Genomic DNA, 15,986 nt, shown 5'->3' with positions numbered 1-15,986 from the left:
GCTCAAGGGCCAGCTCACAAGCGGTGAACAACGTTCGCCGGAACGTCGTGGTTCCCCACCCGCACCATGACCTGGGTCACGTGGGCGGCGAAGTGTAGCAGAGGGTTGGCCATACCTTGTGAAGGGGCTCACGAGCATGCCCCCCGAGGGGGGTGGATACTCGATGGCATGAGCACCACGGAGCGTCCCAGGATCCTCGTTGTAGGCGGTGGGTACGTAGGCCTGTACGCAGCTCGTCGCATTCTGAAGAAGATGCGGTATGGAGAGGCGACCGTCACGGTCGTCGACCCGCGCTCGTACATGACGTACCAGCCCTTCCTCCCCGAAGCTGCTGCCGGCAGCATCTCGCCTCGGCATGTCGTCGTCCCGCTGCGACGCGTGCTGCCCAAGGCAGAGGTTCTCACCGGCCGTGTCACGACCATCGATCAGGACCGCAAGGTCGCCACGGTCGCGCCGCTCGTCGGCGAGGCCTACGAGCTGCCCTTCGACTACCTGGTCATCGCGATGGGCGCGGTCTCCCGTACCTTCCCGATCCCCGGCCTCGCCGAGCAGGGCATCGGCATGAAGGGCATCGAGGAGTCCATCGGTCTGCGCAACCACGTCCTCGAGCAGCTGGACAAGGCCGACTCGACGACCGATGAGGACGTCCGCCGCAAGGCGCTGACGTTCGTCTTCGTGGGCGGCGGCTTCGCCGGTGCGGAGACCATCGGCGAGGTCGAGGACATGGCGCGCGACGCGGCGAAGTACTACACGAGCGTGAAGCGCGAGGACATGCGCTTCATCCTGGTCGACGCCGCCGACAAGATCCTTCCCGAGGTCGGCCCGAAGCTGGGCGCGTACGGCAAGGAGCACCTGGAGAGCCGTGGTGTCGAGGTCTACCTCTCGACCTCCATGGACTCCTGCGTCGACGGCCACGTCGTCCTGAAGAACGGCCTCGAGGTCGACTCCAGCACGATCGTGTGGACCGCCGGTGTGAAGCCGAACCCGGCGCTGGCCCGCTTCGGTCTGCCGCTCGGCCCGCGTGGTCACGTGGACACCTCCGAGAAGCTCCAGGTGCAGGGCACCGACTACATCTGGGCCGCGGGCGACAACGCCCAGGTGCCGGACATGGTCGGCCGCCGCGCCGGCAACCCGAACGCCTGGTGCCCGCCGAACGCCCAGCACGCGCTGCGTCAGGCCAAGGTCCTCGGCGACAACGTCATCTCCGGCATGCGGGGCTTCCCGCAGAAGGAGTACAGCCACGCCAACAAGGGTGCGGTCGCCGGTCTCGGCCTGCACAAGGGCGTCGCGATGATCGTCGTCGGCAAGGTGAAGATCAAGGTCAAGGGCCGTCTCGCCTGGTACATGCACCGTGGCTACCACGGCATGGCGATGCCGACCTGGAACCGTAAGATCCGGATCTTCGCGGACTGGACGCTGGCGATGTTCCTGAAGCGCGAGGTCGTCTCGCTCGGCGCCATGGAGACTCCGCGCGAGGAGTTCTACGAGGCCGCCAAGCCGAGCCCGGCGCCGGTCGCGGCCAAGGCCGACGGCGACAAGAGCAAGTCCGGCGAGAAGGCCAAGGCCTCCTAGCGCCCGTACGTCACCGAAGGGGTCGTCCGCCATCCGTGGTGCGGACGACCCCTCCGGCGTTCCTGCACCCCCGGAAGTAGATGGTGGGCGCAGGTATTTTGCCGTTCCGTTGCCGAGGAACGGGATGGCGCGGCTGCCGGACGGCGTTGAGGGTGGTGTACCTCGCCGTGGCCCCGAGGTGTCGCGGCCTGGTTCGGGTGCGTATATGCGAATTTAGGCACGTTCGGAAACACCACCACGGAGGTGTGCACCATGGCCGACGCCGCATCGCGGCTGACCGCTCTTGCCGAAGAGTTGCTGGGAGAACCCCTGCCGGTCCGGATCCGGGCCTGGGACGGCAGCGAATCCGGGCCGCCGGGTGCCCCCGCCCTCGTCCTGCGCCACCGCCGCGCCCTGCGGAGGCTGCTCTGGAAGCCGGGCGAACTGGGCCTGGCCCGCGCCTGGGTGGCCGGTGAGATCGACGTCGATGGTGACCTGTACGAGGTTCTGAACGCCCTGGCCTCGCTGCTCTGGGAACGCGGTGCCGACGCGAAGGACACCGTCCACCCCGTCCGCGACCCGAAGGTGCGGGAGTTCGCCCGCGGCCTGGTCCAGCTGGCCGGGCCCTGGCCGCCGCCGCCCCCGCCCGCTGAGGAGGTCCGCCGCCGGACGGGGCCGCTGCACACCAGACGCCGCGACAAGGAATCGATCAGCCACCACTACGACGTGGGCAACGACTTCTACGCGATGGTCCTCGGCCCGTCCATGGTCTACTCCTGCGCCTACTGGCAGGACGGCGCCACACTCGAGGACGCCCAGCGCGACAAGCTCGACCTCGTCTGCCGCAAGCTCGCGCTGAAGGAGGGCGACCGTCTCCTCGACGTCGGCTGCGGCTGGGGCTCCATGGCCATCCACGCGGCCCGTGAGTACGGCGCCCGGGTCACCGGAGTGACCCTCTCCACCGAGCAGGCCGCCTTCGCCCGCAAGCGCATCGCGGAGGAGGGGCTCACCGACCGGATCGAGATCCGGGTCCAGGACTACCGTGACGTCAGGGACGGGCCGTACGACGCCATCTCCTCGATCGGCATGGCCGAGCACGTGGGCACGGTCCGCTTCCGTGAGTACGCCGACGACCTCTACGCGCTCCTGAAGCCCGGAGGGCGGCTGCTCAACCACCAGATCGCCCGCCGCCCCGAGAAGGACGAGTCGGCCTACCACGTCGACGACTTCATCGACGCCTACGTCTTCCCCGACGGTGAACTGGCCCCGGTGGGCCGCACCGTCGCCACCCTGGAGGAGGCCGGCTTCGAGGCCCGGGACGTCGAGGCGATCCGGGAGCACTACGCACTGACCCTGCGCCAGTGGGTCGCCAATCTGGAACGGCACTGGAAGGAGGCCGTACGGGCCACCTCGCCCGGCCGGGCCAGGGTGTGGCGGCTCTACATGGCCGCCTCGGCGCTCTCCTTCGAGCACAACAAGATCGGCGTCAACCAGATCCTCGCGGTGCGGCCGCGGGAGGGCGGCGGGGCGGGCATGCCGCTGCGCGCCCGCGAGTGGACGGCGTCGGCCAACGGCTGATCCGGGAACGCGGAAGGGCCGGTACCCGCGGTGCGGGTACCGGCCCTTCGTCCGTGCGGCTACTCCGTCTTGATCGCCGTCAGCATGTTCAGCTTCGCGCCGCTGCGGGCCGGCCACAGCGAGGCCAGCACACCCACGAGCCCTGCCAGCAGCAGGAAGATGCCGAGCCGGTCCCACGGGATGACCAGGGCGTAGCCCGGGATCGAGGCGGACAGGCTCTTGCCGATCGCCCAGCCGAGGAACGTACCGAGGGCGACCCCGACCACCGCTCCGAAGAGCGAGATGACGACGGCCTCCAGGCGGATCATGCGCTTGACCTTGCGCCGGTCGAGACCGATCGCCCGCAGCATGCCGATCTCCTGCTGGCGTTCGAAGACCGACATGGCCAGGGTGTTCACGACGCCGAGCACCGCGATGATCAGGGCCATCGCCAGCAGCGCGTACATGATGTTCAGCGCGGTGTTGATGAACCCGCCGAACATGTCGCGGATGCCCTGGCGGTCCATGACGCTCATCGCCGGGTTGTCGCCGAGCGCGTCGATCACGGCCTTCTCGTTGGCGTCGGTCTGGCCGCCGTCCATGGTCAGCCAGACCTCGCGGATGTCGGCGAGGGTCTCGTGCGGGTCGACGACGTCCTCGGAGATCAGGACCGGGGAGAGGAACTCGTTGCCCTCGTAGAGGGCCCCGACCTTCAGGGTCTCCTTCTTCTCGTCCTGGAACTTCACCGGCACGCTGTCGCCGGTCTTCCAGCCGTGCGACTTCGCGGTCTTGCGGTCGACGGCGATCTCGCCGTCCTTCAGGGAGGCCAGCGACCCGGAGACCGTCTTCAGGTCGAAGACCTTCTCGACATCGCCCGGGGTGACTCCGGAGGCCGAGACGCTGTCGTCCTCGCCGACGGTGAGCCAGACGGCACGCTGCGGGGATGCCGCCTCGACGCCATCGGCCTTGCGCAGGGCGGAGAGAGCCGTCTCGTCGAGGGGGCCCCCGCTGGCCATCGAGACCATGTAGTCGGCCCGGATGTTGTCCGTCGTCATCTTGTCGATCGCCTGGCCGAGCGTCACGCCGAGCACCGAGATGCCGGTGACCAGGGTGAGCCCGATCGCCAGGGCGGAGGCGGTGGCCCCGGTGCGGCGCGGATTGCGGACCGCGTTCTGTGCGGCCAGCTTGCCGGAGACCCCGAACAGCCGTCGCAGCAGCGGGCGCACCAGGGCGATCACCGGCCGGGAGAGCAGCGGGATGAGCACGATGACACCGATCAGGGCGAGGAAGGCCCCGCCGCCGATGAGCCAGCGGCCGTTCTCGTCGCCCTGCGCGGCACCGGCGACGATCAGGGCGGACCCGGCGAGGGTGATCACCCCGCCGAACGAGTTCCGCACGACCAGCGACTTGGTGGTGGCCACCGCGTGCACGCTGCTCATCGCCGCCACCGGCGGGATCTTGGCGGCGCGGCGGGCGGGCAGCCAGGCGGCGAACACGGTGATCAGCACGCCCACGGCGAACGCCGCGACGACCGCCGTGGGGGAGACGACCAGCGGACCGGCCGGGATCTTCCCGCCGAACATGCCCATCGCGGAGCGCAGCGCCGTCGCGAGCCCGACGCCCAGCGCGAAGCCGATCACCGAGGCGATCACACCGACCACACCGGCCTCGAGCAGGATGGCCCGCTTGACCTGCCGGCGGGAGGCGCCGACGGCGCGCATCAGGGCGAGTTCCTTGGTGCGCTGGGCGATGAGCATGGTGAACGTGTTGGCGATCAGGAACACACCGACGAAGAGCGCGATGCCCGCGAAGGCCAGCAGCATCGAGTTGAGGCTCTTGAGGCCGGACTCGGTCATCTCGGCCTCCTCGTCCGCGAGGGCCGCCCCGGTCTTGGCCTCGGCGTTCTCCGGGAGGAGGGGCTTCACGGCAGCGAGCAGCTTCTGGTCGGACGCGCCGGGCGCGGCGGTCACGGTGACGTCCTTGAACTCGCCGGGCCGCAGGTAGAGCTGCTGGGCGACCTCGGTGTCGAAGAGGACCAGGCTGCCGCCCGCGTTGACGGCGCCGTCCTCGGTGGTGAAGACACCGGCGAGGGTGTACTCCTTCACCGGCCCGTTGGTGGCGACCCGCACCTTCTCGCCGACCCGGTACTCACCCTTGTCCGCGGTGCTCCGGTCGAGGGCGATCTGCCCGGCCTCGACGGGCCCCGTGCCCTCGGTGAAGGTGTACTGGGCGTCCTTGCCGCCTGAACCGGGGGCGAAGTTGGAACCGGTGTTGGACCAGCCGTCACCGATGAGCTTGCCGTGGGTGTCGGCGACGCCGGCGAATCCGGAGACCCGGCCGGTGGCCTCCGCCACGCCGTCGAGGGCCTTGATCTTCTTGAGCGTGGCCTCGTCGACGGCGGCGGTTTCCTCGTCGCCGCGCTCGGCATAGGTCGTGACGGCGACGGCGACGTCGTCGTAGCTCTTGGCGGACTGGTTGCGGAAGGCGTTGCCGAGGGTGTCGGTGAAGACCAGGGTGCCGGAGACGAAGGCGACGCCGAGCATCACGGCGAGCACGGTCATCAGCAGCCTGGCCTTGTGCGCAAGGACATTGCGCACGGCGGTACGGAACATGTCGTCAATTCCTGGGGGGAGTTCGGAGTGCGGAAGGGGGGTGCGACAGCCTGTGGGACGTCAGCTGGTGCGGCCCTTCGCGTCGAACGCCTTCATCCGGTCGAGGACCCCGTCGGCGGTGGGGTTCAGCATCTGGTCGACGACCGCGCCGTCGGCGAGGAAGACCACACGGTCCGCGTAGGAGGCGGCCACCGGGTCGTGGGTCACCATCACCACGGTCTGGCCGAGCTCGCGCACCGAGTTGCGCAGGAAGCCGAGGACCTCCGCGCCGGAGCGGGAGTCGAGGTTCCCGGTCGGCTCGTCACCGAAGATGATCTCCGGCTGCGAGGCCAGGGCGCGGGCGACCGCGACGCGCTGCTGCTGGCCGCCGGAGAGCTCCGTGGGGCGGTGCTTCAACCGCTCGGAGAGGCCCACCATGTCGATGACCTTCTGGAGCCAGGCCGCGTCGGGCTTACGCCCCGCGATGTCCATCGGCAGGGTGATGTTCTCCAGCGCGGTCAGGGTGGGCAGCAGGTTGAAGGCCTGGAAGATGAAGCCGATCTTGTCCCGGCGCAGCTTGGTGAGCTGCTTGTCCTTCAGCGTCCCGAGCTCGGTCTCGCCGATGCGTACGGAACCGCTGCTGAAGCTGTCGAGGCCGGCCACGCAGTGCATCAGCGTGGACTTCCCGGAACCCGACGGGCCCATGATCGCCGTGAACTCCCCCTGCGGGAAGTCGACGGTCACGCGGTCGAGGGCGACCACCTGGGTCTCACCCGCGCCGTAGACCTTCGACAGCTCCGTCGCGCGGGCGGCGACCGCGGTGGTGCGGTGAACGGTGGTGGTGGTCACAGGGGTACTCCTGGTTCGAACGGCGTGTTCACGGGGACCCCTCCATCCTCGCCGCCGTACGGCGCCGGGACGTCAGCCCTCGTGCCCGTTCGCGGGGCCCCCTTGAGTCGCACCCGCCGGGCGCCGGTGTAGTCCTGAGGTAGGACACCGACCCTGAGCCGGGCCGGGACCTCAGCGGGGCGGAGCGGTGGATCCGCGGGGCACCAGGCGGGCCGCCGCGTCCTCGAAGCCGGGGGCCGATCCGTCGGCCACCATCGCCAGCAGCGTACGGGCCGCGTGGCTGCCGTACGCGGGGATGTCCCTGCTCAGCGCGGTCAGCGGGGGCCGCACGACGCGGGAGAGCTGGGAGTCGTCCCAGGCGACGAGCGAGAGGTCGGCGGGGACGTCCAGGCCCATCTCCTGGGCGACCGAGAGCCCGGCGACGGCCATGATGTCGTTGTCGTAGATGACGGCGGTCGGCCGCTCGGCCGAGCTGATCAGCCGGCGGGTGGCGTGCGCCCCCTCCTCGCCGGAGTAGTCCGTGTGCACCACCACCGGTTCGCCCAGTCCGAGTTCGGCGCTGATCTCGCGCTGGGCACGGTCGCGCAGCTGGGTGTGGATCAGCTCGGGGAGTCCGGCAACCCGGGCGACGGAGCGGTGGCCGAGCGCGGCCAGATACGTCAGGGTGTCGCGCAGGGCCGCCGAGTCGTCCGACCACACGGGCGTGAGGGTCCCGGCCGCCGAGGGGTGGCCGATGACCACGGCGGGCATGCCCAGCTCGGCGATGCCCTCGATGCGCGGGTCGGGGGAGCGCACATCGGCGAGGAACACCCCGTCCACCCGGCCCTCGCCCCACCAGCGGCGGTACATCTCCAGCTCCTGCACAGGGTCGGTGACGACCTGGAGGAGCAGGGCGCAGCCACGGGCGGACAGCTCGGTCTCGATGCCGCTGATCAGCTCCATGAAGAACGGCTCGACCCCCAGCATCCTGGCGGGCCGGGACAGTGCGAGCCCCACGGTGTCGGCCCGCGCGTGGGTGAGGGCGCGGGCCGCGCTGTTGGGGCGCCAGCCGATCTCCTGGGCGATGGCCTTGATGGAGGCGCGGGTCGCGGGGGAGACGCCGGGGCGGTCGTTCAGGGCGTACGACACCGCGACCTTCGAGACCCCGGCGCGGCGCGCGATGTCGGCGATCGTGGGGCGGTGCTTGGACATGCGACCTCGCTTAACCGGTTCGTGTTCATCCCGCATCCTAGCCGGGGCCCCCTGACCTCTGTCTTCCCCCGAGCGGTCCAGACCTCTGCGTGAGCCCGGGAAAAAACTGCAATGGGAGCGCTCCCGCACCCTTGACACGACTCCTGGGCGCCCATACCTTCACGGCACTTACCCGGTTCAGTAACTCCGCTCGGCAGGGACGGCGCGGGGGAAAAGGAGGGGCTATGGGTACGCGTACCCGGCTGCGGGTCACGACCGCACTCGCCGTGTTCACACTCGCCGCGACCGCGTGCACGGGAGGCGGCTCGGGGGCGGGCGGCACCGGTGGCACGGCAGGCAAGGGCGGCTCGCTGCCGCGCAACGAGACGCTCTACACGACCGGCACCCAGTGGGGGCCGCCGGCCAACTACAACCCGCTGCGCAACTGGGACCACGCGACCGGCACCAAGGGTCTGGTCTACGAGACCCTGTTCCACTTCGACCCGAACGAGGGCAAGCTGACGCCCTGGCTCGCGGAGTCGGGCAGCTGGACCGGGGACAAGACGTACGAGGTGAAGCTGCGCCAGGGCATCACCTGGGCCGACGGCAAGCCGCTGACCGCCAAGGACGTCGCGTACTCCTACGGCCTCGGCAAGATCGAGGCCTCCGCCTTCCACTCGCTGTGGAGCTGGCTGTCGGACGCGAAGGCGGTGGACGACTCCACGGTCCGCTTCACCTTCAAGGAGGCCCGCTACCAGGAGTGGGACTACACCCTCTACGGCCAGCCGGTCGTCCCCGAGCACGTCTGGAGCTCGCGCACCGACGAGGACATCCTCAACGGCGTCAACGACAAGCCGGTCGGCACCGGGGCGTACAAGCTGAAGAGCAAGAGCCAGGACCGGGTCGTCTGGGAGCGGCGTGACGACTGGTGGGGCACGAAGGCGCTGAGCATGACGCCGGCCCCGCGCTACATCGTCGACGTCTCCAACCCGAGCAACGAGGTCGTCATCGGCCAGCTGGGCCAGGGCCAGCTGGACCTCAGCAACAACTTCCTGCCGGGCGCCTCCTCGCTGATCAAGAGCAAGAAGGTCGTGTCGTACTACGACGAGGCCCCCTACATGCTCTCGGCCAACACCGCCTGGCTGGTGCCCAACACGACCAAGAAGCCGATGGACGACGCGGCCTTCCGTCGGGCGCTCGCCGCGTCCGTCGACACCGGGAAGATTGTCAAGGGTGTGTACGGCGACCTGGTCAAGCCGGCCTCCCCGACCGGTCTGCTGCCGCAGTGGGAGCAGTTCGACGACAAGGCCCTCATCGCGGAGAAGGGCTTCACGCACGACGCCGCCGCGGCGAAGAAGGAGCTCGCGGACGCCGGCTACAAGGACAAGAACGGCGACGGCTTCGTCGAGAACAAGGACGGCTCCACGCTCAGCCTGAAGCTGGCCGTGCCCTCGGGCTGGACCGACTGGATGGAGGCGGCCAAGGTCATCGCCGCCGGGGCCAAGGACGCGGGCATCAAGATCAGCACCGAGTTCCCCGACCAGAACGCCCTGAACGAGCAGCGCGGAAAGGGCGACTTCGACCTCGTCATCAACAACGAGCGCCAGCTGTCCAACACCCCCTGGACGTACTACGACTACATCTTCCAGATGCCGGTCCAGAAGCAGCAGAACACGGTCAACTTCGGGCGCTACGAGAACGAGGAGGCCTGGAAGCTGGTGCAGGAGCTCGGCGGGGTCAAGACCGACGACACGGCGGGCATGAAGGCCGCCGTCTCGAAGATCCAGGACATCCAGCTGACCGAGATGCCCATCATCCCGCTCTGGTACAACGGCCTCTGGTCGCAGTCCACCACCGGGACCTGGACGAACTGGCCGTCGGACGCCGAGGGCGCCCCGAGGACGGCGCCGGCCCTGTGGCGCAACTGGCTGGAGATGGGCGGCTTCGAGACGCTCACCCAGCTGAAGCCCGCCAAGTGACGCCGCTGACTCCATGACCGCCCCGCCGTGCGCGTACACCTGACCGTGCGCGCACGGCGGGGCTCTCCACCAGGGGAGCACACCCTTGCGCCGCTATTTCGCCCGCAAACTTCTCATCTACGGACTGACGTTCGTCGTCGCCGTCACCGTCAACTGGATGATCCCGCGCTTCATGCCCGGCGACCCGGTCTCCGCCATGGTCGCCCGAGCCCGCGTCTCGCAGCCCGAGGCCGCCGAGGCGATGCGCACCTACTACAACAACCTGTTCGGCTTCGACGAGCCGCTGTGGCAGCAGTACCTGCACTTCTGGGGCGCGCTGCTCCAGGGCGACTTCGGGATCTCCATCTTCGTCTTCCCCACGCCCGTCGGCGACGTCCTGCTCGACGCGCTGCCGTACACGCTCGGCCTGATGATCCCGGCCGTCCTGCTCAGCTGGTTCGTCGGCAACTGGATCGGCGCGCTGTCCGCCCGCCGCAAGGTCCTCGACAACACGGTGCTGCCGGCCGGCTATCTGCTGACGGCCATGCCGTACATGTGGATCGCCGTCATCCTCGCCTGGGCGCTGGGTGCGAAGGCCGGCTGGTTCCCCATCTCCGGCGGCTACAGCCTGGACATCCAGCCCGGCTGGAGCGCCGACTTCGTGCTGGACGCGCTGCACCACTGGGTGCTGCCGTTCCTCTCGCTGTTCCTCGTCGCGCTCGGCGGCTGGGCCATCGGCATGCGCAACATGATCATCTACGAGCTGGAGTCCGACTACTCCTCCTATCTGTCGGCCCTCGGCGCGCCCCAGCGGCTCATTCGCCGCTACGCCTTCCGCAACGCCGTCCTGCCCCAGGTCACCGGGCTGGCGCTCCAGTTGGGCGTGCTGGTCGCCGGGGCGCTCGTCACCGAGATCGTCTTCGCCTATCCGGGGCTCGGCTCACTGATCCTGGCGGCGATCCAGAACCAGGACTTCTTCCTGCTCCAGGGCGCGTTCCTGTTCATCGTCATCGGCGTACTGATCGCCAACTTCCTCATCGACATCGTGTACGTCGTCGTCGACCCCCGCACCCGTACGGGCATGGCAGGAGGCACCTCATGAGCACACTGCCCGACCCGGCGCCCGAGGCCCCCTCCGCCGAGGCGCCCGTGGCCAAGCCGGGCCGCGAGTCGCTGCACTACGCGGTGCGCAACCCCAAGCTGATCATCGGCGTGACCCTGGTCCTCATCCTGCTCGCGATCGGTGTCGTCGGGCCGATGCTGCTCGACAGCGGCAACCCCAACGAGTACGTGGGCCCGCAGGCGTCCGCGCCGGACGGCACGTACTGGATGGGCACCACCACCTTCGGCCAGGACGTGTACGCCCAGTTCGTGCACGGGCTGCGCGCGACCTTCCTGGTGGGCGTCGTCGGCGGGGCCATCGCTGCCGTCATCGCGATGGTCGTCGGCTTCCTCGCCGGCTACCGGGGCGGCGTCACCGACGAGATCCTCAACATGCTCACCAACGTCGTCCTGGTGATCCCCGCCCTCGCCGTCCTGCTGATCATCAACGCCTACATGGGGGTGCGCAGCGTCGCGGTGCAGGGCCTCTTCATCGGCCTGACGTCCTGGCCCTGGGCGGCCCGCGCGATCCGCGCGCAGACGTTCTCGCTGCGCACCCGGGAGTTCGTGGACCTGGCCCGGCTCAGCGGCAGCGGCACCTGGCGGATCGTGTTCCGCGAGATCGCGCCCAACATGAGCTCGTACCTCTTCATGATGTTCATCCTGCTCTTCGGCGGGTCCATCCTGATCGCCTCCTCGCTGGACTTCATCGGGCTCGGCCCGACCGAGGGCGTCTCGCTCGGTCTGATGCTGCAGAGCGCCCAGCAGTGGAGCGCGCTCCAACTCGGCATGTGGTGGTGGTTCGTTCCGCCGGGCGCCGGGATCACCGCGATCGTCGGCGCGCTCTACGTCGCCAACGTCGGCCTCGACGAGGTCTTCAACCCGAAGCTGAGGGAGTCCTGAGCACATGACCCTGACCGTCAACGATCTGCGGGTCCACTACCGCACGCTGCGTGGCGAGGTCCGGGCCCTGGACGGCGTCGGCTTCGACCTGGCGGACGGCGAGATCCTGGGCCTGGCCGGCGAGTCCGGCTGCGGCAAGACCACCCTGGGCAAGTCCCTCATCCGGCTCGACGGCCGGATGCGGCACGTCGGCGGCACCGTCACGCTGGACGGCGACGAACTGCCGCTCTCCGACGACCGGGCGATGAACGCCTACCGCTTCCACAAGATCTCGCTCGTCCCGCAGTACTCGATGAGCGCGCTCAACCCGACCCGGCGCATCGGCCGCATGATCCGGGAGCTCCTCGCCTCGCGCGGGGTCAGCGTGGACACGGACGAACTGCACCGCAGGCTCGCCCTGGTCGGCCTGGAACCCGAGGTCCTGGACCGGTATCCCATCGAGCTGTCCGGGGGCATGAAGCAGCGCGCCGTCATGGTGATCTCCACGCTGCTCGACCCGTCCGTCCTGATCGCCGACGAGGTCACCTCGGCCCTGGACGTCTCCAACCAGCAGGCCGTCGTGGGCGCCCTCACGGGCCTCCGTGACAAGGGCCTGGTCACCAGCATGATCTTCGTGACCCACGACCTCGGGCTGACCTCGCACATCGCCGACTCGATCATGGTGATGTACGCGGGCAAGCTCGCCGAGAAGGCCCCCACGAGGGTGCTCACGACCGAGCCCCGCCACCCGTACACGAAGATGCTGATCGGCTCGCTGCCCCAGGTCGGCGCCCGCTACAAGGACAAGCCGCTCAGCGGCATCGAGGGCTCCCCGCCCTCCCTGCTGAATCCCCCGGCCGGCTGCCGCTTCCGCGACCGCTGCCCCCTCGCCGACGCCCGGTGCGCCGAGGAGCCGCCCGTCGTCGAGATCGCCCCCCGCCACTCCGTCGCATGCTGGAAGGCGGCCTGATGCTGACCCTCGACCGTGTCACCAAGACCTTCCGGGCCGGCGCCTTCGGCGGCGGCTCCACCACCGCCGTCGACCGGGTCTCCTTCGAGGCGGCCCCCGGTGAACTGGTCTCGCTCATCGGGGAGAGCGGCAGCGGGAAGTCCACCATCGGCCGCATGGTCCTGGGCCTCACCCGGGCTACCTCGGGCAGCCTCACCCTGGACGGCGAACAGGTTCGGCCGGGCAAGGACTTCTACCGCCGCGTCCAGGGCGTCTTCCAGGACCCCTTCAGCTGCTACAACCCCGTCTTCAAGGCCGACCGCGTCTTCGACCTCGTCCGCCGCGCCTACCACCCGGGCGTCCCCGACAAGGAGTGGGCCGACCGTGTGGAGAGCGCCGTACGGGACGTACGCCTGGACCCCGGGCAGGTGCTCGGCCGCTATCCGCACCAGCTCAGCGGCGGCCAGCTGCAACGCCTGCTGATCGCCCGCGCCCTCCTGCTCGACCTGCGCTTCCTGGTCGCCGACGAGATCACCAGCATGCTCGACGCCTCCACCCGCATCGATGTGCTCAACCTCCTCGCCGGCCTCAAGGAGCGCGGCCTCGGCGTCCTCTACATCACCCACGACCTCTCGCTCGGCACCTACCTCGCCGAGAAGACCGTGGTGCTGAGGAACGGCCGGGTCGTCGAACGCGGCGACACCCAGAAGGTCTTCGGCAACCCCCTCCACCCCTACACCCGCACCCTCCTGGCGGCCGTGCCCCGGCTGAACCAGCCCTGGACGTCCGCCGAACCCGTGGAGGCCTGCGCCTTCCACGAGGGCGGCGCCCGGGACACCGACCTGTACGAGACCGAGCCGGACCACTTCGTCGCCTGCGCCGGACTCCCCGACTGCGGAAGGACCTCCGCGTGACCTCTCGCCACCTGCCCCTGCACGACGGCTGGACGCTCAGCGCCGACAGCGCCGTTCCGGTGGGGCTCCCCACAGGAGGCGTCCCGGCGGCCGTCCCCGGCTGCGTCCACACCGACCTGCTGGCCGCCGGACTGATCGACGACCCGTACCTGGACGACAACGAGACACGGCTCGGCTGGATCGGCCGCACCGACTGGACGTACAGCACCGCCTTCGACTGGTCGGCCGACGGGCACGAGTTCACCGACCTGTGCTTCGACGGCCTCGACACCGTCGCCACCGTCCTGCTCAACGGCACCGAGGTCGGCTCCACCGCCAACCAGCACCGCAGCTACCGCTTCCCCGTCCGGCCGCTGCTGCGTGAGGGCACCAACACCCTCGCCGTGCGCTTCACCGCCCCGTACACCTACGCCGAGGCGCTGCGCGACACGCTCGGCGACCGGCCCGGCGCGTACACCGAGCCGTATGCCTTCATCCGCAAGATGGCCTGCAACTTCGGCTGGGACTGGGGCCCCACCCTGGTCGCCTCCGGCATCTGGCGGCCGGTCGCGCTGGAGTCCTGGACCGGCCCGCGCCTCGCCGGGGTGAAGGTCATCGGCGACCTCGACGAGGACGGGGTGCCGCGCCTGTCCGTCACCCTGGACGTGGACCGCCCCGGCGGCGCGGCCCTGTCCGGCTCGGTCGAGGTGCTGGGCGCGTGCACCGTCTTCGTCGCCGACGCCGGTGCCGACGCGCACCGCGTCTCGACCACCCTGTCCGTCCCCCAGGCCACGCGCTGGTGGCCGCACAGCCACGGCGAGCAGCCGCTGTACGACGTCACGGTCCGCCTGGGCGACGAGGTCGCCTGGGCCGGCCGGACCGGCTTCCGGAGCGTCGGCCTGGAGCGCGAGGCGTTCCGTATCTCCGTCAACGACGAGCCCGTCTTCGTACGCGGGGTGAACTGGATCCCCGACGACTGCTTCCCTGCCCGGATCACCCGGCAGCGGATCTCCGACCGCCTCGACCAGGCGCTCGCCGCGAACGTCAACCTGATCCGCGTCTGGGGCGGCGGGCTCTACGAGAGCGACGACTTCTACGAGCTGTGCGACGAGAAGGGGCTGCTGGTCTGGCAGGACTTCCCGTTCGCCTGCGCCGCCTACCCGGAGGAGCAGCCGCTGTACGACGAGGTGGCCGCGGAGGTACGCGAGAACCTCGTCCGGCTCGCCCCGCACCCCTCACTGGTGCTGTGGTGCGGCAACAACGAGAACCTGGAGGGCCACGCCGACTGGGGCTGGCAGGAGAAGCTCGAAGGCCGCACCTGGGGCCACGGCTACTACCACGAGCTGCTGCCCGCCCTCTGCGCCGAGACCGACCCCTCGCGCCCGTACTGGCCGGGGTCGCCCTACTCGGGCTCCCCGGAGCTGCCCCCGCAGGACCCCGCGCGCGGCACGGTCCACCTCTGGGACGTCTGGAACCGGGTCGACTACAGCCACTACGCCGACACCGCCCACCGCTTCGTCGCGGAGTTCGGCTTCCAGGGCCCGCCCGCGTACGCGACGCTCCGCCGCGCGGTCAGCGGCCCGCTCGCCCCGGGCTCCCCGCTGCTCGCCCACCACCAGAAGGCGGAGGACGGCGACGCCAAGCTGCTGCGGGGCCTGGGCGACCACCTGCCGCAGCCGACGGACTTCGATGACTGGCACTGGCTCACCCAGCTGAACCAGGCCCGCGCGGTCGCCTTCGGGATCCGCCACTTCCGTTCCCACACGCCGTACTGCATGGGCTCGATCGTCTGGCAGCTCAACGACTGCTGGCCGGTGGTCTCCTGGGCGGCCGTGGACGGCGACGGCCGCCGCAAACCGCTCTGGTACGCCCTGCGCCAGGTGTACGCGGACCGGCTGATGGCCGTACGCGACGGCGCCCTGCACCTGGTCAACGACTCCGCCCGCCCGTGGGAGGGCACGCTGCGGCTGACCCGGCGCTCCCTGGACGGAACCGTCCTGGCCGAGGAGACGGTGGCGGTGGGCACCGCGGCCCGCGGAGTCACCCGGGTGCCCCTGCCGCCCTCGGTCGCCGAGCCGGACGACAGCACCCGCGAGGTGCTGGTGGCGGAGCTGGGCGAGCAGCGGTTGGCCGAGTTCTACGAGGAGGACACCCGTGTCGCGCTGCCGCCGGCACGGTACGACGTCACGGTCACCCAGGGTGACGAATCGGGCATCGGCTACCGGGTCACGGTGACGGCGCGGACGCTGCTGCGCGATCTCGCGCTCTTCCCGGACCGGCTGGATCCGGCGGCCGAGGTGGACGACATGCTCGTCACTCTGCTGCCCGGTGAGAGCGCCGTCTTCCACGTCACGGGCGCGGTGCTGAAGGACCCGGAGGCGCTGGGCTCACGTCCGGTTCTCCGGTGCGTCGGCGACACCGTCGACGGCTGAGGTGGCGGGGCCCTGGCGAACGGTGGCGCAGCCCATGGCGGATGGACCGTGCG

The 15,986-nt window shown here is 70.0% G+C and carries 11 protein-coding genes; 8 read left to right on the top strand and 3 right to left on the bottom strand.

The genetic code is table 11. The features are described 5' to 3' along the window. The first annotated feature begins 168 nt into the window (after positions 1-168). Together ACIRD8_RS27200 and ACIRD8_RS27195 are read left to right on the top strand one after the other, a co-directional pair. Positions 169-1,572: an NAD(P)/FAD-dependent oxidoreductase gene (locus ACIRD8_RS27200; protein WP_124277324.1), complete on the top strand. Its 1,404-nt coding sequence runs from the start codon at positions 169-171 to the stop codon at positions 1,570-1,572. 252 nt (positions 1,573-1,824) lie between these two features. Next, positions 1,825-3,129 (top strand): class I SAM-dependent methyltransferase, encoded by a 1,305-nt coding sequence (locus ACIRD8_RS27195; protein WP_403996798.1) that lies wholly within the window; start codon positions 1,825-1,827, stop codon positions 3,127-3,129. 59 nt (positions 3,130-3,188) lie between these two features. Here the strand turns inward: ACIRD8_RS27195 and ACIRD8_RS27190 are convergent, their stop codons facing one another. From ACIRD8_RS27190 to ACIRD8_RS27180, 3 genes are all read right to left on the bottom strand, one after another. Continuing rightward, on the bottom strand, positions 3,189-5,720 hold the full coding sequence (locus ACIRD8_RS27190) for an ABC transporter permease (RefSeq protein WP_403996796.1): 2,532 nt from the start codon (positions 5,718-5,720) through the stop codon (positions 3,189-3,191). A 60-nt stretch (positions 5,721-5,780) separates the two neighbouring features. Next, on the bottom strand, positions 5,781-6,548 hold the full coding sequence (locus ACIRD8_RS27185) for an ABC transporter ATP-binding protein (RefSeq protein WP_099177280.1): 768 nt from the start codon (positions 6,546-6,548) through the stop codon (positions 5,781-5,783). A gap of 171 nt (positions 6,549-6,719) precedes the next feature. Beyond that, positions 6,720-7,739, bottom strand: coding sequence for a LacI family DNA-binding transcriptional regulator (locus tag ACIRD8_RS27180; RefSeq protein ID WP_403996792.1), 1,020 nt, complete (start codon positions 7,737-7,739; stop codon positions 6,720-6,722). Between the two features lie 224 nt (positions 7,740-7,963). Here ACIRD8_RS27180 and ACIRD8_RS27175 point away from each other — a divergent pair, with 224 nt between their 5' ends. The 6 genes from ACIRD8_RS27175 (at position 7,964) to ACIRD8_RS27150 (ending at position 15,933) form a co-directional block, all read left to right on the top strand. After that, entirely contained in the window at positions 7,964-9,697 is a 1,734-nt protein-coding gene (locus ACIRD8_RS27175) for an ABC transporter substrate-binding protein (RefSeq protein WP_403996789.1), read from the top strand. Positions 9,698-9,782: 85 nt separating this feature from the next. Continuing rightward, the gene (locus ACIRD8_RS27170) at positions 9,783-10,778 is read left to right on the top strand and encodes an ABC transporter permease (RefSeq protein WP_403996786.1); all 996 of its coding nucleotides are present in this window, start codon (positions 9,783-9,785) and stop codon (positions 10,776-10,778) included. After that, on the top strand, positions 10,775-11,680 hold the full coding sequence (locus ACIRD8_RS27165; RefSeq protein WP_403996783.1) for an ABC transporter permease: 906 nt from the start codon (positions 10,775-10,777) through the stop codon (positions 11,678-11,680). The genes ACIRD8_RS27170 and ACIRD8_RS27165 overlap by 4 nt, the downstream gene beginning before the upstream one ends. Positions 11,681-11,684: 4 nt before the next feature. Continuing rightward, complete coding sequence (locus ACIRD8_RS27160; protein WP_403996780.1) at positions 11,685-12,629, top strand: ABC transporter ATP-binding protein; 945 nt, start codon at positions 11,685-11,687, stop codon at positions 12,627-12,629. Continuing rightward, the gene (locus tag ACIRD8_RS27155) at positions 12,611-13,522 is read left to right on the top strand and encodes an ATP-binding cassette domain-containing protein (RefSeq protein WP_403996777.1); all 912 of its coding nucleotides are present in this window, start codon (positions 12,611-12,613) and stop codon (positions 13,520-13,522) included. Before ACIRD8_RS27160 ends, ACIRD8_RS27155 begins: the two co-directional genes overlap by 19 nt. Further along, the gene (locus ACIRD8_RS27150; protein WP_403996773.1) at positions 13,519-15,933 is read left to right on the top strand and encodes a glycosyl hydrolase 2 galactose-binding domain-containing protein; all 2,415 of its coding nucleotides are present in this window, start codon (positions 13,519-13,521) and stop codon (positions 15,931-15,933) included. Before ACIRD8_RS27155 ends, ACIRD8_RS27150 begins: the two co-directional genes overlap by 4 nt. Positions 15,934-15,986 lie beyond the last annotated feature (53 nt).

The organism is Streptomyces sp. NPDC102451, from assembly GCF_044765485.1.
Taxonomy (GTDB): domain Bacteria; phylum Actinomycetota; class Actinomycetes; order Streptomycetales; family Streptomycetaceae; genus Streptomyces.
The sequence above is the reverse complement of the archived record's forward strand: the minus strand, read 5'-3'. Positions and strand labels throughout refer to the sequence as shown.

Excerpts from the sequence above, each read along its gene's own strand:
- ACIRD8_RS27200 (WP_124277324.1), top strand. The coding sequence starts at position 169 with ATGAGCACCACGGAGCGTCCCAGGATCCTCGTTGTAGGCGGTGGGTAC.
- ACIRD8_RS27195 (WP_403996798.1), top strand. The coding sequence starts at position 1,825 with ATGGCCGACGCCGCATCGCGGCTGACCGCTCTTGCCGAAGAGTTGCTG.
- ACIRD8_RS27190 (WP_403996796.1), bottom strand. The coding sequence starts at position 5,720 with ATGTTCCGTACCGCCGTGCGCAATGTCCTTGCGCACAAGGCCAGGCTG.
- ACIRD8_RS27180 (WP_403996792.1), bottom strand. The coding sequence starts at position 7,739 with ATGTCCAAGCACCGCCCCACGATCGCCGACATCGCGCGCCGCGCCGGG.
- ACIRD8_RS27175 (WP_403996789.1), top strand. The coding sequence starts at position 7,964 with ATGGGTACGCGTACCCGGCTGCGGGTCACGACCGCACTCGCCGTGTTC.
- ACIRD8_RS27165 (WP_403996783.1), top strand. The coding sequence starts at position 10,775 with ATGAGCACACTGCCCGACCCGGCGCCCGAGGCCCCCTCCGCCGAGGCG.
- ACIRD8_RS27160 (WP_403996780.1), top strand. The coding sequence starts at position 11,685 with ATGACCCTGACCGTCAACGATCTGCGGGTCCACTACCGCACGCTGCGT.
- ACIRD8_RS27155 (WP_403996777.1), top strand. The coding sequence starts at position 12,611 with ATGCTGGAAGGCGGCCTGATGCTGACCCTCGACCGTGTCACCAAGACC.